The organism is Mastigocoleus testarum BC008 (genome assembly GCF_001456025.1).
Taxonomy (GTDB): domain Bacteria; phylum Cyanobacteriota; class Cyanobacteriia; order Cyanobacteriales; family Nostocaceae; genus Mastigocoleus; species Mastigocoleus testarum.
Window position 1 is genome coordinate 1 of sequence record NZ_LMTZ01000053.1, and the last position, 19,176, is coordinate 19,176.

Here is a 19,176-nt window from a genome sequence, read left to right on the forward strand (position 1 = left end):
TCAAAATGGTAGAGTACTAATTTTCCTTTCTACCATTTTTTTGTACCTATATTAATATTTTGGACGGGTCTAATAATATTCATTGCTTGTAAAATTTAGCGATCGCTTGTGCAAAGCCTGCAAAAGAACTATAGTCTTCAGCAACAATAGAAACCTTCAAGCCAAGTTTTCTGGCATTACTGGCTGTATAAGGACCAAAGCAAGCGATCGCAGAGTTTTGACAGTTATCTGGACAGTCGTCAAACATTCTTAAAAAAGCTGCGATTTCTGCAGTACTGCTAAAAGCAATTAAATCTATTTTGCCTTGACGAATTAAATCCAATTCTACTTGATAAAAATTTTTATCTAAACAGCTTGTTTTATAAGTAGGAATGGGAGTAACTTCCATCCCCAATTTTTTCAATCCTGCAATAAAATTAGGCACAACATCTGGTTCTGGTACGCTAACTACTTCTGGAACTGGTACAAGTATGCTCTGTTCGGCTATATCAGGAATTTCAGCTAACTCCGCAATAATTCCGGAAGGGCTTGGTTCTATTGGAATCAAATCAACTTCCAATCCCAAAGCAGTTAATTTTTCTGCATCTTTGCCAATTGCACATAAACAATTATTTTTTAAAACTGAGAAGTTGACCCCTAAATACTCTAAACGTTGAAAAAAAGCATCGATTCCATTTCTGCTAGTAAAGGTAATCCAATCAAATGTATTTAATTTATAAAGTATGGGATCTAATTTAGTAAAATCTTGTAACAAAATGATTTCAATAGTTGGCATTAGAAATGGCAAAGCACCCAACTTGACTAATTCCTGAGCTAATCTATTAGCATAATTACGTGGTGCTGTAACAATAATTCTTTTATTACACAAAGGAAGTTGTAGTGTTGGAGTTAGCATATTAATTTCTTCCCTAATTTATCTATTATTTCAACACAACTGTTTCGATTAAGTTGATTAGGGTAATTTATGGCATATATAAGTTTCACTATGAAAAGTGAATCCAAAGCTTAGGGTTCTATAGATTAATAATAGACAAGTTTGTTCACATATCTGTGAGATTTTACTTATAGAATAAGCGCTTTTAAGTTTATCTACTTGATATAGAAGTTTAAAGCACGACAATAATTGTTCTTTTTTGTGTCATATGAGAAAGTAAAAAGAATGCAAAAATGGAGGCACCGAAGTGAAATACAATGAAGGACTTTTTCAAGGTGCCGGAGGTGTAAATCTCTATTACCAAAGCTGGCACCCCCAAACTGAAGTACGTGGAGTTTTAAGTATTGTCCATGGATTGGGCAGTCACAGCAGTTCGTATGGCAATATTGTAGAGCATTTAATACCTAGAAGTTATGCAATATATACTTTTGATTTAAGAGGACATGGGCGTTCTGATGGTCAAAGGGGGCACATTAATTCTTGGGAGGAAATTAGAACAGATCTCAAAGCTTTTTTACAGTTAGTTGAAACTCAATTACCCAACCTTCCTCAATTTATTCTGGGTCACAGTATGGGAGGTGTTGTAGTACTAGATTATGTAATGCGATTTTGCGTATATCGATCGTCATTATTTGGTGCGATCACTTTAGCCCCAGCAGTAGGAAAATTAGGGATATCGCCATTTAAACTAACTATTGGTAAAATTTTGTCCCGAGTATTGCCCCGTTTTACATTAAGTACGGGGCTTAAACTTGATACAGGAGCACGAGATGAGAAGGTTTTAGCTGCTTATGCTGAAGATAAATTACGTCACACTCGTGGTAGTGCAAGATTATCAACTGAATTTATTGATACTGTCAATTGGATCCATGCTCATATTGAAGATTTGCAAATTCCTTTATTAATTATCCAGGGTGGTGCAGATACGGTTACTTTACCTGAAGGAAGTCGTCAGTTTTTCCAAAAAGTTACTTTCCCAGATAAGGAACTTTTAGAATATCCAGAAGCTTATCACGAAATTCAAGATGACTTCGGTTACGAGCAGGTGATGGCTGATTTAGGATCTTGGTTAGAGAGACATTTATCCCCAACAGAATAATATTTTAAAGTCTAAATATTAATCAAAGTATAAACATTAAAAATCAAATATCAAATATCAAACATTAAATAATATAAATAGAGATTATATATAAATGTAATTCTAATGTTACTCTTTTATTTGATAATTATTGATTAAAAATAATTGAATAATGAAGCTAATAAATTAGCTTTTTATTTAATAAACATACTAAATAAATGGAAACAGATAAGGTTTTTTATAAACTGTTTGGAGAATTTCCATATATATTTTTCGAACTAATCGGAAAACCACCTAATCTATCAAATCTTTACGAATTTAAAAGTCAAGAAATTAAAGAAACCAGTTTTCGACTTGATGGTATATTTCTCACATTAGATTCAAGCTCAAAGAAAGCTTCCAATGAACCAATTTATTTTGTCGAAGTTCAATGTTATAAAGACAAGCTTTTTTACGACAGGTTTTTAACTAGCATTCTACTTTACTTTTATCACTATCAACCACCCAATTCTGATTGGTATGCCATAGTAATTTTCGACACTCGTAATAATGATACTGAATATCCTCAGCGTTTAAATTCACTCAAAAATCCACATTTGCGCTGCTTTTATCTTGATGAGATGGAAGACGTATCATCTCAATCACTAGGATTGGGAATTATCAAGTTAATTGTTGAAGAAAAGCAAAAAGCTAAAACATCAGTAAGACAGCTAATTGATAAAGCAAGGCTGGAAGTCAAAGATGCAGCTATTCAAAGAAAAGTTTTAGAATTAATAGAAGCGATTTTAGTTAATAAGTTTCCTAATTTAAGTCGGGAAGAGGTAAAGGAAATGTTAAGCATGGAACTCATTAAAGGTACTAAAGTATACGAATAACTTAGAGAAGAAGCTAAAGAAAAACTCAAGCAAGAAGTAAGAGATGAAGTTAAGGAAGAACTCAAAGAAGAAGCTAAAAAAGAAATAAAAATCGTAATGGTAACTAAACTTATGCAACGTGGGATGAATAGCAAAGAAATTGCTGAAATCCTAGAGTTAGATATAGAAGTTGTGAGAAAAGTAGTAGAAGGCAAATAAAGAACTGTTGAATACTTCTATAAAAGCTATTCACCTACTTATCTAACGAAAATAATCATAATGAGTTAGTTCCACAGATGAGTAGTTGCTAATCGAATCAAAGCATTACTCATTCTAGTTGCTAGTAAATAGAAAAATTATGGCTCTAAGCAGAAGACTATAAAAATTTATTTTTCTTTTTAAATTTTTCTTTCTGTAACTAAAGTCAAGCTTACCCACTCACCTTTTTCGTTGTAACTGCGAATCAGTCGCTGACGCAAATTGGGTTCTATTAACCAACCAGATTCAAGAAAAATTGGTTTTCCCGATTGAGCTTCAACTGGAAAAGTTGCAGAACTCCCACCAGGTAAAAATAAAACATTTACTGGGTTTTCTTGGTCTTTATCGAAGTGAAGAACTGAACCTTTAACAGTTGCGCTAGAACTAATTGTCCGATCTCCAAAACTTAAGTTTTGTCTTAAACGCCCACTTCCATCCAATTGCAATTGCATTTTGGTTGTGTAATTGTCTGGCGATCGCAAATCAGGATAGATCGTAATTGCTTCACCTTCCCATTTCCCTAGTAAATCATCGATATGAAGTAGAGGACGTTCTTTTTTGTTAGTTCCAGCTTTATGTTCGCGAATAACAGTTATTTTACTAATGCGAGAATTACTATCAAATATTTGCACCAAACGCGAGCGATTATTCTCGTGAATTAAACCAAACTCCCCCCCAAACAAAGAAAATCGGCTAAACTGCATTGGACCTTGAGAAAAAGCTCCATTCTCAAAAAACATGATACCGCCAATCCCTTGGGGACTGAATTCCAAAACGATATCTCTTTCTCCTTCCATTTGAAGAGTCAAGCGAGCGTTCTGATTATTGTTATAACCTTCCAAGGTAAGACGACTGGGAGTGTCTTTGAGAAGCTCACCTTGGGGGGAAAAAGTAGTAAAAGAGCCTTCCCAGACAGCCAGGTTTTCTAAAAAACATTCCCACTGAGATTTCATAGCCAAGAATTTTTAATTATTTTTAATTTTATAAGAGTAATTGAACGCTATCATCAATTACGACGAACTCCTACAGATATCATAGGTCTTGATGCGAATAATATAATTTTTAGATTTTGGGATTTTAGATTTTGGGATTTTAGATTTTTGGATTTTAGATTTTGGGATTCTAAATTCTGGGATTCTAGCTTTTGGCAAATCGACCTACAGCAAATATACTACCCATAAATCCTACAAACATACCGAAACTTAAAATAACTATGGGTAAAAATAGAGTTTGAGCAATAGAAAATTGCAAGTTATTTGCCAGAAATTGGATAAATTCTGGTTGCTGAGCAGCAAAATTAGAGACTAATTGCTGGAAAATACTAATAAAACCCCAAGCCATAGCTCCTCCTGAGAGACCAAAAGCCATACCTTGGAATATAAATGGTAAATATATCCAAGCAGATGTAGCTCCTACTAATTGCATTATTTCTATTTCTTGACGTCGCGCCATAACTATTAGGCGAATTGTGGTGTTAATGACTGCAGTTGCTGTCAGTGTTAAAGCCAAAGTGATACCCAAAGAAACTCTATGTAAACCTTGGTTTAGTTGGGTAAGACGTTTTAAGGCTTCATCTACATATTGGACGCTATCAACACCTTGTAATTTAGCTAGCTTCGTCGCTAAGCTCGGCATAATATCTGAATTACGGGCTTTCACCTCAATCTGGTCTACTAAAGGATTTCCGTTTAGCTGTGTTGTTGCACCTTCAAGATCTGAAATTCCTAATTCTTGAACTAGAGAATTCCAAGCTTGTTCTTTATGAATTGTCTTTATTTCAGCGACATCTGGTATTTTTGCGACTAAAGGAATGATTCTATCTGCACTTACATTTGGTTCCATATAGACCGATATTTCCAATTGATTGCCAAATTGGTTGAGGATATTTTCCATTAACCAGGAAGTTTGCAGGCTCATACCAAATAAAAATAGTAGTACGGTAACTGTACTGAGCGCCGCCCAATTCATCCATCCACCACGTCGTAAACCCAAAAAAGTTTCTTTGAGCAAATAATCTATTTGAGTCAGGACTTTCAACATTGTTTTTCCCCAAATAACGCAAGGATTTTGAATTGTTTCGGAACAATTCATTGTAAATATCTCAACTTGAAATGTCTCTAAGTTTTTGGTGGTTATATATTTATGTCAAAAATTTATGTCAAAAATTTATGTCAAAAATATTTATGTCAAAAATATTTATGTCAAAAATATTCGTTCTGTTGAGCCCTGATCCTTTAAAAAACTTTACTTATAAATTCTTGGCATAAACTACAAGGTTGTAATTTTTATTTCTACTTCAGGTGGTAAAATTACTTCATAAGACTTAGATTAAATCACTCAACAAAAAACATTGCTGCTATTTCTCTAATCTTTACCATTGAGAAACTTTCATGTGAAAGCCAAATAAATCTAAATCAAATTTTGCCCACACGTGGACGATAAACTTGTATGTGTTGCTTCTAGCAATGAGTAATGTTCTTCAAAGCAAGCTCTGTCCTGACTCTTGATATCGAAAGCCACAAAAAACTGCTATCCTACAACCTGTAGCAAAATGTATGTCCCGACCACAGGCATCTGAAAATGGCTCCAGACTATCATCGCGTAAAGCTAAGAGGTAAATCCTTTAAAGGTCAAGATTTAACCGGCGTAGACTTTTCCTACTCCGATATTCGAGGTGCAAATTTTACAGGTGCAATTCTTAGAGGCGCAAATTTCAGTCATGCTAAAGCAGGACTGCAGCGTCGTTGGTTTGTGATATTAGTTATCTTTTCATTACTATTATCCCTACTGTCCGGAAGTATTGCAGCAGTTGGCGGTTCTCTGGTTGGGTTTGTTTTAACCGAGCAGAACCAACCAAATCTGTATGTCGGTGTTGCTAGTTTAATTGTTTTAGTAATATTCTTTCTTTTGGCGATCCGTAAAGGCATAGTTGCTGCAACTGGGTTTTTAGCAGTTGCAGTCGCGTGGGTCGCTGTTGCTGCAGTTGCGTGGGCTGGTATAGTCGCAGTTGCATGGGCTGGATTAGCAGCAGATACGGGCGCAATGGGTTTGGCTCAATTAGTCGCGGTAATTGTTACTGGTGCAGTTGGTGTTGTAGTGTCAGCAACTGGAGCTGTAATTGTTTCAGGTGCTGCAGCCTTAGCTGGTGCAGTTGCAGGTGTATTTGCAGTGACTATGACTGTGGCGATCGCCGGATGCGTTTCTGGCATTATAGCCGTAGCTGCATCAACAGTTGGCGTATTAGCTGGAGGTGTTGCAGCAGCTGTAGGAATTTCGGTTGTATTACTGGCATCCTATGTTGGCTGTTCTGCTCTTGCAGGAGATAAGAAACAAAAATTAATTCGCAACATCATAGTTAACATCGCAGCGAAGTATGGAACTACATTTCAAGGTGCAAATTTAACTGATGCTGATTTTACTCAAACAAAGCTTAAAAATACGAATTTAAATAAGGCAAACTTAACTCGTACTTGCTGGTTTCAGGTGAAAAAGTTACGTTTGGCTGCTTTTGAGAATACTTACTTGGAAAAGGAAGATTTACGAGAGCTTGTAATTACTAAGCAGCTACAAAATCGCAACTGTGATGGCTGGGATTTGCAAGGAATTAATTTAGCAGGAGCAAATCTCAAGGATGTTAGCTTGACTGGGGCTAACTTGAGTGAATCTAATTTGCAAAATGCCGATATTTCTCGAGGTAAACTAGTACAAGCACATGTGGATAAAACTGATTTTCGTGGAGCAAATTTAACCGGTGCATATATTGAAGATTGGCGGATTTCACCTGACACCAAATTAGAAAATGTCAAATGTGAATATATCTTTTTACGGGTTCCCACAACTGAAAATCCCAATCCAAATCGCCTTCCTAGCAATTGGGAAGAAACTTTTTCCGAAGGTGAATTTGCAAAATCTGTAAGTCCCTTATCAAAATTACCAAATTTATAGCCTAAGTATAATTTCATTATTAATTAATATTGATAATATTATTTCTATTTCCGAAATTAACGGAGTTTTTACTGTAGGAAAAATAGGTATCAAGATTTTGTTACAAGCAGACTAGGTATAAAGTTTGTCTTCAGGCAAAGTAGATATCAGTTTTTTGCTTTTACTACCTTCAACTACTGAAGTCGTAATCTTATTTACTAATATTAGAGTGTCGATAATTTAGGTAATTTGCTTCTTATAAATTTTGATTCTTATAAACTTTGGTTTAGTTGATCGCAATCTACAATTCAAAATCATTAAAATTATAAGTATCAATTGTAACTGCAATTAGTTAACTTCGATTTCTATTTGCAAAAAGCTATTTGCGTTGCAACGAAATCTAAATTTTATTTCCAATATAACTTTTACTCAGACAATTTTTACTTGCAAAATCAATCAAGGAGATATCATGCCACAAGAACGTGAAGTAAATATTACTCCTCAAGGAGATGCAATTGGTGTTGTGATTGGCGATTCCAACAATTTAAAAGGAATCCTCACAAAAACCAGTGGGGATCTAGCAAATACAAATAACGATACACCTCCAGTTGTTCAGCCGAGATAAGTTTTAGGTTGTAATATTGGTTATTTTGCTAGCTGTATCTTTTTAAAGTTTTGAATACTTAAAATGTATTACTTTTAGCAGGAAATCCAGTTAAATTCTCAGCTGAAAAGAGGTGAAATATGTACTACTACAAAAACCTTATTTTTTATCTGTAAATCTATTATTATTAAGGAGATATAATGCCTCAAGAACGTGAAATTAATATTAACCCCCAAGGAGATGCTATCGGTGTTGTTGTAGGTAGCTATAATAATTTAGAGGGTGTTCTAACAAAAACTAGTGGTGATATAGCTAATATTAGTAACGATCCACCCCAAGCAGCAAATTTAGCTGTCAAACCTATGAGAAAACCTCTATCATCAGAATTAGAAAAACCAATAGAAAAAGATTCGGAGATTCCAGCAGACGAAGAAGACAATGCTCTTGATGAAGGCAATTCTTTCAAAATGATTAATCCATCTGGTAGTTTAGAGATGGTTCCCACTAACAGTGATGAGTTATTATCAGATGAACCATAAATAAATCCAGATATGATGAACCCTTTACATGAAACCCTAGGAAGGGTTTGAAAGGATATAAAATAAATCTTAGAGCGCCCAAAAGTTATCGGTTAGGGGCGCTTATCATATTTTTTCTTGGGTATTTGGTACAAAGCCGCAAAAATTGATTATTCCTTAAATTTGGGTAAATTCTATACTTATTCAAACTAGACAAACATCTCAAATTGTTAAGATTATAGAACCAGAAACGTATAAAACCTAATCTCAAAAAGTGAGTTAAAAGATTATGCCATCGGGAATTGCTGTTGAAAAAAAGAAGTTGAAAAATCCTCCCTTACAACTTCATTATTTGGGTGATCGCGTATTGCGTCAAAATACAAAGCGAATTGCCAAGGTAGATGATGAAACCCGTCAATTGATACGGGAAATGCTGCAAACAATGTATAGTAATGATGGTATTGGTTTAGCAGCACCCCAAGTGGGAGTTCACAAGCAGTTAATTGTAGTTGATGTTGAACCGGACAATCCAGCTAACCCCCCATTAATTTTGATTAATCCTACGATCAAAAAATTTAGTAAAGAAATCTGTCAAGCACAAGAAGGTTGCTTGAGTATACCAGGGGTTTATATGGATGTAACCCGTCCCCAGGTAGTCGAAGTCAGTTATAAAGACGAAAATGGGCGTCCTCGGACAATCAAAGCAGGAGATTTACTTGGACGCTGTATTCAACATGAGATGGATCACCTTAACGGTGTGGTGTTTGTAGATCGTGTAGATAATTCTTTAGCTTTAGCACAAGAATTATCTAAACACGGTTTTTCTCAACAAGCTGTAAAACCAGTAGTATAGGGCGATCAACAAGTGGGTATATTAACTCCAAAAAGTGGACTACTTTTATTAGGTTCTTGCATCACCGCAATTGCAGGTGTCGGTTCAATTTTTGAACTTTCTTCTGGGGAACCAGATTACGGAGTTCAAGTTACCTCAATTATTTTAGGTTTAAGTATTCCTTTGACAGCATTATTTTTTATTGCTGCAGTTAGGGATGCAAGGGCTAATATTAAGTAAGCATCAGGTATGAATAAAGGAAAAGGGAAAGGATAAGGGAAGAATTACCCTTCGACCTTTTACCTTTACCTTTTATCTAGATCGTCAATCACGAATCTGATTTAGAAGAATATTTCTCCAAAAGCATTTAAAATTACTGACTTATAATATTTTTTCGTTTAATGCAGATATATTGTTTTATGCATCTCTACTAATCATTTTTTTATAAATAGGACTTACGCAAAATTAACGTAATTACGTCATTACGTATGACTAACGTCACGCTTTGCTAACAGCTACGCTGCGNAGGGATTGCTATCTCCTAAACGGAGACGCTGCGCTAACCCTACACTGTGTTCCGGTCGCAATGACAAATCTATGTCCTACGGACACGCTACGAAGACCGTTGCGTAAGTCCTGATAAAAATAGTATTAAAAGCTCCAGATATTGATGTTATTTCAGACCGAGACCAAAACAGCACCTCAAAGTGATCGCGGTTGAAAAGATTGCATCACCATACGGTCTGACTGAATAACGATCGCAGTCGAGTCTGGTATTTCTTCCCAAGCATCCTTAGCTTAGTGCGTACCAGTGCGCAGGTTTGTGTTTTGTCAATTTACTTATCCATTTACTTAGCGCCTGAAGTCTTTATATTTTGATGTGAACTCATAACGAATTTGACTTATTTCCGTTATGAGTATATATTTTATATGAAGTCATAATGAATTTGACTTTGTTTTATGAGCCTATGTTCCTCATAAGAGATCCAAACAAATAAATGTCATCACTTTCATACGCCTTTGTGCGCATCCTGCGAAGATGCGTCTAATAAGTGGTGCGTGTCCATAAGTATGGTGAATAACCGCATACACACTTAAGAGACTTCGAATTAATAAAATCTCCATATTCTGATTGGATTATTTATTAATCGATATGAATTCTGAGTTTTGATTTGAAGCCATATCAACACCTCTACAATATTTTCGTTTTGTGCGTTTTAGCCAATCTTAGGATTTGCGCATCAAAATTTAAGTTTACATATGGCCGTAATAATAGCTTAATTGCTTAATCATCATTCTCACTTGCAGCACTCAATCAAAATCAAAAGGAACTAACATCATGTCAAAAAAAATCATTCCTGGAAACGAAACTAGCAATACTCCTGTTGTACTTGACGAATCTGGCGAATCCTTAAAGGTATTTGGTCGCTTGGAAGTCAGTGGCGAAGAACCTGCTGTTTCAGCACAAGGGGTTCTCAATCGCGTTGATATTGAAGGTGGAGTTATTCGGAGTGAACGCAGAGCAATTGAGGCAGGTGGGACTGATACCAATATTGTGAATAATGGCACTATTGATGGAGGTCGAGACGGTATTTATTTCATTGATGATGGTAGAGCTTCAGGTACAGTTCGCAATAAAGGTACTATCACCAGCGCTAGTCGGGCAATCCATATTGGTGGTGACCAAGTCAACGTTATTAATGAAGGTTTTATTACTACTACAGATGACCCCCGCAATGGTACCGTTTACAGTAATGTCACTGGAAACAACTATTTCTTAGATAACAAGGGACTGATTGATGTCGGTGAAGGTAACAATGGTGATGCGATTTCTTGGGAGCTAGGTGAAAATATTACGACTTCTATAGTCAACTCTGGACTAGCACAAGGTCGAGGTGAGGCGATTGGAACTAATCTATCTTCAGCAGTGCGTCTGTTCCGTCCCGATGATATTGAAGGGCTTGTATCATTCAATGGGAATATTGAAAACTCAGGTAAACTAGCAGCCGAGAATGGTGCAGCTGTGGTTGTTCAACCGAATGTTGAACTCAATGGTTCTATTATCAATAGTGGTGAAATCAGAAGTGTCAATCCTGAGAATGGTAGGGGTATTAGCTTTGAAGATGGAAGTGAACTCAATGGTGAAATTCTCAATACTGGTCTGATTAATGGCGGTTATGATGGTGTTAATTTTGGCAGTGGCGGTCAAGTATCAGGTACACTTCGCAACAAAGGTACTATCACCAGCGCTAGTCGGGCAGTCCATATTGGTGGCGACCAAGTCAATATTATTAATGAAGGTTTTATTACTACTACAGATAACCCCCGCAACGGCACCGTTTACAGCGATCTTACTGCAAACAACTATTTCTTAGACAATAAGGGACTGATTGATGTCGGTCAAGGTAATAATGGTGATGCCATTTCTTGGGAACTAGGTGGAAATGTTACGACTTCTATAGTCAACTCTGGACTAGCACAAGGTCGAGGTGTGGCGACTAACGGTAATCTATCTTCAGCAGTGCGTCTGTTCCGTGGCAATGATATTGAAGAGGTTGTATCATTCAATGGCAATATCGAAAACTCAGGTAGATTAGTAGCAGAAAATGGTGCAGCTATAGCGATTCAAGAAGGAGTGGACTTGAATGGTTCTATCATTAACGACGGAACTATTGAAGGTGGCGCATTTAACGAAGGAAAATTAGCGATTGATGTTAGTGATGCTGCGGACACCGTTGAGATTATCAGCAAAGGCTCAATTGAAGGTGACATAATACTCAGTGCTAACGATGACTTGTTTGATGGTAGTGAAGGAAAAACTAGCTTCACTGTTGATGGTGGTGCTGGAAATGACACTATTAAGGGTGGAAGTAACGGTGACTTTCTCGCTGGTGGTGCTGGTGTAGATAGCTTGACAGGTGGAGATGGTAAGGATTCTTTTGCCTTTACGGATGACCCATTTTCTGGCGGTCAACCAATGCAAAATTCTGCTACTGGTATTAATGTTTTAAATGCTCCTGACATTATTACTGACTTCAGAACTGGTGAAGATAATTTAGTTTTTGACAAAGAACTGTTGAATGTTGACAAATTCAACTTCCAGCAAGCTAACAGTGCCGATCTATCGGGCGACAATAATTTGTTGATATTACGCGACCCATTTGCTAACGCAACAGAAGCAGCAAAAGCGATCGCAGATAGTGGTATTAGTGCCGATGAAGGTGTGTTTGTTTACTTCAACCAGAGCCTAGGATTTTCTAGGGCTGTATTCTCTGAAGATCTCGGTGATGGCGGTTCTATCAGCGTTCTCGCTAATCTTGAAAATCTTACAGACCCAGGAATTCAGGGAGATTTTTCTGCTAATGATTTCCTATTAACTTGAAAATAAATAGAGAGTAGGGAATCAATAGGGTTTCCACACACACTGAATGAAAATTCTCTATAAGTCAAGCAGGGGAAGCGAAGGTAGTAGGAGGACAAAAAATAATTATCTTTCCCCTCCCTTCAAATTCTTGGGCTTCCTCTGCTTATCTGTTTGCGTAGTGCGGACGATCATAAATTACTTAAGAACATCATAGTTACTAAAAATAAAGCGGTTAAAAAAAATACTCTACATTGAGTGACATAAACTACTTCATTTGTTAAAATCTGGCAACAATTCGAAATCATCAGGGTAAAAAATGAGACATCAAAAACTTTCTCCTGGATTGTTGCTTGCATTTGAAGATGTTCAGCGTGAAGGTGAAGAAGCTTCAATCGCCCATAAGCGATCACTAGGAATTGTTTTACCCAAAACATCTACTAAACCCACACGGATAGTTGTGTTTGTTTACTGCGATGAAGATACTGACTTGAGTCATTTATCAGAATTCGGAATTGAATTTAATCAATCCCAAGGCTCTGTTCGTACAGCCTACTTACCAATCAACGCATTGGAGCGGTTATCAGAAGAACCTGCAATTCATCGTGTCAAACCATCTCGCAAACTGGAAATGCGAATGGACATAGCATCAGAAAAAGTTTGCTTACCGCAGTTTAAACAAAAACATCCCGGTTTAAATGGTAAGGGAGTTATTATCGGCATAGTAGATAGCGGTATAGACCCCCAACATCCCGCCTTTAAAGGAAGAATCCTACAGATTTGGGATCAAACTCTGCCGGGTCCGGGTGTAGTTGAAGGTCCTTATGGGGCGGAGTTAAAAGGTGATTTGCTCAAGATATCCCAAGATACTAACGGACATGGAACCCATGTAGCAGGTATTGCTGCTGGCGATGGTGGGGATTTTTGTGGTGTCGCTCCAGAAGCACAACTAATAATTGTCAAGACTGATATGCAAGATGCTCATATTGCTGATGCGGTACGCTACATTTTTAGCGTTGCAGATAATATGGGATATCCTGCGGTAGTAAATCTCAGTTTGGGCGGACATGCAGATGCTCACGACGGTAGCGATTCATTATCCCAAATTATTGACGCTCAAACAGGTCCAGGGCGAATAGTTTGTTGTGCAGCAGGTAATGAAGGTAATGATAATATTCACGCCCAAGCAGTAGTCAAAAGTAAAGATAAGCATACAATGCGCTTTCAAGTACCTCCCCATCAAGCTGGTATTATCTGGCTTAATGGTTGGTATGATGGCGATTCTGAATTAGAAATTGCTTTGCGTTCCCCCAATGGTTTTGTTACCCCCTTCCAAGCAGTTAACTCTAAGGGAAATCCAGCCAAGCAATATAAACTATTTGATTCTCGGATAGAAATTGTCACTCCAGGTCCCGATCCTGCAAATGGCGACCATAATTTCTTCGTACAAATTCGCGGTCAAGGGTGGGGACGTTTTTCGGGACCAGTGACAGGTGGTGTTTGGCAATTACAAGTTCGCAATACAGCTTGCAAAGATGTTCGTTTGGATGTGTGGACTTTGGATGATACTGGAGGTTCTGTATTTTTTACCGGAAAAAGTGTTAGTGATGCTGTTAAGATCGGTTCCCCAGCGGCTGCAAAGAGTTCTGTTACCGTTGCTTCCTACACCAGCAAAGTCAAATACAGTGATATTGATGGTGAAGAAAGAGAAATGGGTTTGGAGTTAGATACCGTTTCTGAATTTAGTAGTGAAGGTCCCCTGCGAAATAACGAGCAAAAACCTGATGTTGCTGCACCTGGAGCAATGATTATTTCTGCTTTATCTTCCCAAGCGAACTTTGATCGCTCAATGATGCACAATTCTGAGTGTTTGGCTCTTGCAGGAACTAGCATGGCTGCTCCTTTTATTTCTGGTTTAATTGCACTTCTATTACAAAGAAATCCTAATCTCGATCCTGCATCTATCAAAGAAATACTGAAAAAGCACTCTTCTATTCCCAAACAACCTGCAGGAACCTTCGATCGCAAATGGGGTTTTGGACTAATCAATACCGAAAATCTTTGATTGGGGACCGGGGATTGGGGACTGGGTGAGATGAAGAGTGGGAACCAGTGACTTAAAAGTGGCGACTGGAAAATTAGGAAGATTGAATTTCTTTCTAATCCCTAATCCCCAAATCCCCATGAACTACCGAAAAATAGATACTGCTCTGGCTATGGCTATCAACCAAGTCGAAAACCCCTATCAACGTTTGTTCATAATTTTTATTCATACTCAGCCGATTTTAGAATCTGCAGCTCAAAATTTTTTGATTGATTTGGGTATCCGTAAAAAGACTGAAGGCGAAACAGTATTTACTGCTACTGTATCTGCTCATACAATTTCTGAATTATCGGACCAGAATTGGGTTAAACACTTGAAACTTTCGCAAAGACTGCGTTTTGTGAATCAGGGTTAATTGCGTAAATCTTGGTTCGATTTATGGTTATCAACAAAAATTGATACATTCTTGCTTAGTTATAAACGCAAATATTCTCCCTAATAAAGCCTTTAAGCATAAAAACTTAACTTGGATTATTTAAGATCCCCCTTACCAGTTGCTTAACTCACAACATAAACTGTAGGTGGGATTTGAAAGGCAGTCGGGAGACACGTTGTGAAAAAAGTTTTATCAATCATCTTAGGTGGTGGCGCTGGTACTCGCCTTTATCCACTAACAAAGCTCCGGGCCAAGCCAGCAGTTTCTCTCGCAGGAAAATATCGTTTAATTGATATCCCTGTTAGTAACTGTATTAATTCGGAGATATTCAAAATTTATGTTCTGACGCAATTTAATTCAGCTTCTTTAAATCGTCATTTGTCATCTACATATAATTTTTCGGGTTTCACTGAAGGATTTGTCGAAGTTCTCGCAGCTCAGCAAACTCCAGAAAATCCTAGTTGGTTTCAAGGAACAGCTGATGCGGTTCGTAAATATTTGTGGTTATTCGAAGAGTGGGATGTAGATCAATTTTTAATTCTTTCCGGCGATCATCTTTACCGCATGGATTATGCCAAGTTTGTACAGCGTCATCGGGAAACTGGAGCAGATATCACTCTCTCGGTTATTCCTGTAGATGCAAAACGTGCATCTGATTTCGGCTTAATGAAAATTGACGACACTGGGAGAATTGTCGACTTCAGTGAAAAACCCAAGGGTGAAGCGCTAGAGGAAATGTGGGTTGACACTTCTATTTTGGGCTTATCTCCAGAGGAAGCAGAAAAACAACCTTATATTGCCTCAATGGGAATATATGTATTTAACAAAGAAGTTTTAATAAAGCTACTCAAAGAGTCTGCTGAAAAAACTGACTTTGGTAAAGAAATTATTCCTGATGCTTCTAAGGATTATAGGGTTCAAGCTTACCTGTTTGACGATTACTGGGAAGACATTGGTACAATTGAAGCATTTTATCATGCTAATTTGGCTTTGACTCAACAGCCTAAACCCCAATTTAGTTTTTATGACGAAAATGCACCAATTTACACTCGTCCTCGTTACTTACCCCCCTCAAAATTATTAGATTGTAAAATTACCCAATCGATTATTGGTGATGGTTGCATTCTGAAAAATTGCCGAATAGAACATTCGGTTTTAGGTGTGAGAACGCGAGTAGAATCTGACTCCCTAATCGAAAATACAATGATTATGGGCGCTGATTACTACGAAGAATTTGCTGAACGACAGTCCAATTGCGATAAAAAGAAAGTAGCTGTTGGAATTGGTGCTCGAACAGTGATTCGGGGTGCGATCATTGATAAAAATGCTCGCATTGGTTGTGACGTTAAAATTATAAATAAAGATAACGTACAAGAAGCCGAGCGGGAATCATTAGGTTTTCATATTCGCAATGGTATCGTTGTAACTCTCAAAAATGCTGTAATTCCTGATGGGACTATTATTTAGCATTTGAGCTTAATGATTGGTATTTGGGGTATATGCTCCGCATGATATCTAAAATTAGGGATTAGGGATCGGGGAAGAGAAGCTTTCTGTTGCTTAATCCCTAATCCCCAATCCTATATTATTTTTCAACCGTGGGTACGGAAATTTCCTGATTCCTATAAGTAAGAACCGCACGCTTATTTTATTTGATTTTTGTTAATTTAAAGTCAGACTTTATTTGTCCCAAATCGTGGATTGTCCAATTCTCTGGACCAAATATAAAGAAAATATAAGTATAACTTCTACAGGAGGCTGGTAGATGGATTCAACCAACTTCAAAGACTACTACGCTATTTTGGGGGTGAGTAAGAGTGCAGATCAAGATCAGATAAAAAAAGCGTTTCGTAAGCTAGCAAGAAAATATCACCCCGACGTTAATCAGGGTAATAAAGATGCGGAAGCTAAATTTAAACAAGTGAATGAAGCTTACGAAGTTTTGTCAGATCCCGAAAAACGCCAAAAATACGACCAATTTGGTCAATACTGGAAGCAAGCAGGTCAAGGATTTGGTTCTGGTGGAGTTGGTTCTGGTGGAGTTGGTTTTGATGCGGGTGGCTTCGATTTTAGCCAGTACGGTAGTTTTGATGATTTTATTAATGAATTGCTAGGTCGCTTTGGTGGTGGGACTAGAAGTAGCAGTCAAAGCTATTCTTACCGTAACGCTGGAACCTCAGGTTTTGGCGGTGGATTTAACGATTTTGGTTTCCAAAATACTGCTTCTAGTGCAAATCGAGATAGTGAAGCTATTGTTAATTTGACCTATCATGAAGCTTTTCATGGCGTTCAAAAGCGTTTCAGTTTGGGGAATGAAACCATCGATGTTCGTATCCCACCGGGGAGTAAACCTGGTTCCCGTTTGCGTCTGAGGGGAAAAGGACCACTTAACCCCGTAACAAAACAACGTGGGGATTTGTATCTCAAAGTTGAATTACAATCTCATTCTTTTTTCCGCTTTGATGGGGATAACTTAGTTTGTGAAGTCCAAATTACTCCAGATGAAGCGGTTCTTGGTGCTGCAATTGACGTTCCCACACCAGATGGAATGGTTAATGTTAAGTTACCATCAGGGGTACGTAATGGTCAGTCTCTACGTTTACGTGGAAAAGGTTGGCGTCAACCTCAAGGAGAACGTGGCGATCAGTTAGTGAAAATCTTGATCGCCACACCTAGAGATATTTCAGCCACTGAGCGGGAGTATTACGAAAAAATCCAATCCATTCGAACTTTCAATCCCCGCAGTCATTTGCAAAATATTCGGCTTTAAATTGGATATTTATCAATATTTAAATTTGAATATTAGCTTCTAATGAGAGTCATTACTCGAATGTAGGTTGAAATTTTCCATTCCACCAAAGACAATTTTTTCAACCTAAAGTTTATTGTATTTGTAAATATTTGGGCGGAACATTATCTACCAACCAAACATCATTATCAGAACAGTAAAATAGATAACCGTTCTCATGCATTGCCATCGCATGAACTAGTAATATTACTGGTTTTCCATGTCTTGCACCAACTTTTTGTGCCGTTGTAATATCCGTAGACAAATGTACGTGATGCCGTGACATCTTCGACAAACCATTAGTCAATATTGATTCTATACTTTTATGTCCTGTACCGTGATACAAGATATCAGGGGGAGTTTGACTTACTAACTGTAAGTCAATTTTTACACTATGCCCTTGATTGGCACGAATTAGAATACCTGTTTCATCAAAAGAAAAACGTTTTTTGTCGTTGTTAGCAACGACTTCGTCTAATTCCCAACGACTTATAGGAAATCCATTTTTCTTACAAGCCTTTAAAAGCTTATCGACCTCCACCCAACCACCTTTTCTCAAAGTAATTCCTATTTTTTCTGGTTGGTGGCGTAGGTGTTTACTAAGATATTTACTGACTTTTATTAAGCGAGTATTATTCATTAACGAGCACCCAATGGGGGTGATTTTTTAATTCTTTAACTTTAAAGCAAGTGTAGCACAGAATAATTCATGTTGAATTATCCCGCGCTACATGTATTTTTCAAAAAATAAATTACGATATTTCTATTTTTTTCTCTAAATAGGGCTTGCTGTTAAAAAAGTCCTTTGGTCGGGGTAGGGAACAGTTTGAGCCTTGTTATTTTCAATTTTTTCAACTCCAATAAATTGGAAATGGAAGATTTTTAAGCTTTATACCTCTATTCTCTTGCACCCTTTTTCTCCAAAAATAGCCTGAAAAGCTTACAAGATAAAAGTTTTAAAGTTATTCAGCAAACCCTAAATATTCTAATAATTCCAGATTCACTAATTAATCTAGAGATAGGAAACTAATTTCAATATGCTACAAGTAATTTTATTTTCTGCAGTCTGACAACAGATAGATAAAGATGACTTGCAAATTGAAAAACATGAAATCAAATGTATTCGAACTAGAATCTAGATATTGAATCACTACTTATTTTTTAGTACATTAGTACTAATGTACAAGCTAAATCTTTGATAATTAAATTCTAAGCTTAAAATCTTAATCCCTAATTGTCAGGTTTATGATCGCAAACATTTTTTAAAGATAAAAATTTTATCTTGATTTTGTCACAGAGGTTATGATATGAAAAATCAGCAGCTTCCAGTATTATTCACGAGAAAGCTACTGATGGAGAGTCAAAAAATGCGTACTGTATTATCATAAATTTAGTTGAAAAATGGTAATAATAAAATCACCCTTTGGGGTTATTTTTATCCTTGGTTGGAATTAAAACTCAAGGATTTATTTAGGGCTTGCTGAATAAATACAAAAAGGTGATGGTTAATACATTATCAGACCCAAGGAATATATTCAGATGCAA

Annotated in this window: 16 protein-coding genes; 12 read left to right on the forward strand and 4 right to left on the reverse strand. The window is 37.0% G+C overall.

Translation table 11 applies throughout. From position 1 onward, the window contains the following. Positions 1-79: 79 nt before the first annotated feature. Positions 80-895: a uroporphyrinogen-III synthase gene (locus tag BC008_RS09515; protein WP_027845592.1), complete on the reverse strand. Its 816-nt coding sequence runs from the start codon at positions 893-895 to the stop codon at positions 80-82. A gap of 286 nt (positions 896-1,181) precedes the next feature. Here BC008_RS09515 and BC008_RS09520 point away from each other — a divergent pair, with 286 nt between their 5' ends. Then, positions 1,182-2,033 carry an alpha/beta hydrolase gene (locus tag BC008_RS09520; RefSeq protein ID WP_027845591.1) on the forward strand — a complete coding sequence of 284 codons (852 nt, stop codon included), beginning with the start codon at positions 1,182-1,184 and terminating at the stop codon, positions 2,031-2,033. Between the two features lie 197 nt (positions 2,034-2,230). After that, complete coding sequence (locus tag BC008_RS09525) at positions 2,231-2,887, forward strand: Rpn family recombination-promoting nuclease/putative transposase (protein WP_235595838.1); 657 nt, start codon at positions 2,231-2,233, stop codon at positions 2,885-2,887. Positions 2,888-3,264: 377 nt separating this feature from the next. Here the strand turns inward: BC008_RS09525 and BC008_RS09530 are convergent, their stop codons facing one another. Together BC008_RS09530 and BC008_RS09535 are read right to left on the reverse strand one after the other, a co-directional pair. Next, a complete protein-coding gene (locus BC008_RS09530; protein ID WP_027845590.1) occupies positions 3,265-4,077 on the reverse strand; it encodes a DUF3598 family protein in 813 nt (270 codons plus the stop codon). 184 nt (positions 4,078-4,261) lie between these two features. After that, complete coding sequence (locus BC008_RS09535; RefSeq protein WP_027845589.1) at positions 4,262-5,164, reverse strand: cell division protein FtsX; 903 nt, start codon at positions 5,162-5,164, stop codon at positions 4,262-4,264. Between the two features lie 540 nt (positions 5,165-5,704). Here BC008_RS09535 and BC008_RS09540 point away from each other — a divergent pair. The 10 genes from BC008_RS09540 (at position 5,705) to BC008_RS09580 (ending at position 17,613) form a co-directional block, all read left to right on the forward strand. Beyond that, a complete protein-coding gene (locus tag BC008_RS09540; RefSeq protein ID WP_027845588.1) occupies positions 5,705-7,069 on the forward strand; it encodes a pentapeptide repeat-containing protein in 1,365 nt (454 codons plus the stop codon). 448 nt (positions 7,070-7,517) lie between these two features. Continuing rightward, entirely contained in the window at positions 7,518-7,673 is a 156-nt protein-coding gene (locus BC008_RS49375; protein ID WP_161938097.1) for a hypothetical protein, read from the forward strand. Positions 7,674-7,852: 179 nt separating this feature from the next. Beyond that, entirely contained in the window at positions 7,853-8,191 is a 339-nt protein-coding gene (locus BC008_RS09545; RefSeq protein ID WP_027845587.1) for a hypothetical protein, read from the forward strand. A 268-nt stretch (positions 8,192-8,459) separates the two neighbouring features. Next, positions 8,460-9,023 (forward strand): peptide deformylase, encoded by a 564-nt coding sequence (gene def / locus BC008_RS09550; RefSeq protein WP_027845586.1) that lies wholly within the window; start codon positions 8,460-8,462, stop codon positions 9,021-9,023. Positions 9,024-9,035: 12 nt separating this feature from the next. Then, entirely contained in the window at positions 9,036-9,242 is a 207-nt protein-coding gene (locus tag BC008_RS09555) for a hypothetical protein (protein ID WP_058183460.1), read from the forward strand. Between the two features lie 1,099 nt (positions 9,243-10,341). After that, positions 10,342-12,384, forward strand: coding sequence for a calcium-binding protein (locus BC008_RS09560; protein ID WP_058183461.1), 2,043 nt, complete (start codon positions 10,342-10,344; stop codon positions 12,382-12,384). A gap of 298 nt (positions 12,385-12,682) precedes the next feature. Further along, positions 12,683-14,428 (forward strand): S8 family peptidase, encoded by a 1,746-nt coding sequence (locus BC008_RS09565; protein WP_027845875.1) that lies wholly within the window; start codon positions 12,683-12,685, stop codon positions 14,426-14,428. Between the two features lie 37 nt (positions 14,429-14,465). Further along, positions 14,466-14,822, forward strand: a complete 357-nt coding sequence (locus BC008_RS09570) for a hypothetical protein (protein ID WP_235595839.1) — start codon at positions 14,466-14,468, stop codon at positions 14,820-14,822. Positions 14,823-15,020: 198 nt separating this feature from the next. Continuing rightward, positions 15,021-16,310: a glucose-1-phosphate adenylyltransferase gene (locus tag BC008_RS09575; protein ID WP_027845877.1), complete on the forward strand. Its 1,290-nt coding sequence runs from the start codon at positions 15,021-15,023 to the stop codon at positions 16,308-16,310. 298 nt (positions 16,311-16,608) lie between these two features. Further along, the gene (locus tag BC008_RS09580; RefSeq protein WP_027845878.1) at positions 16,609-17,613 is read left to right on the forward strand and encodes a DnaJ C-terminal domain-containing protein; all 1,005 of its coding nucleotides are present in this window, start codon (positions 16,609-16,611) and stop codon (positions 17,611-17,613) included. A 112-nt stretch (positions 17,614-17,725) separates the two neighbouring features. On the opposite strand, the gene BC008_RS09585 is transcribed toward BC008_RS09580, so the two are convergent. Further along, the gene (locus tag BC008_RS09585) at positions 17,726-18,271 is read right to left on the reverse strand and encodes an RNA 2'-phosphotransferase (RefSeq protein WP_027845879.1); all 546 of its coding nucleotides are present in this window, start codon (positions 18,269-18,271) and stop codon (positions 17,726-17,728) included. Between the last annotated feature and the right edge of the window lie 905 nt (positions 18,272-19,176).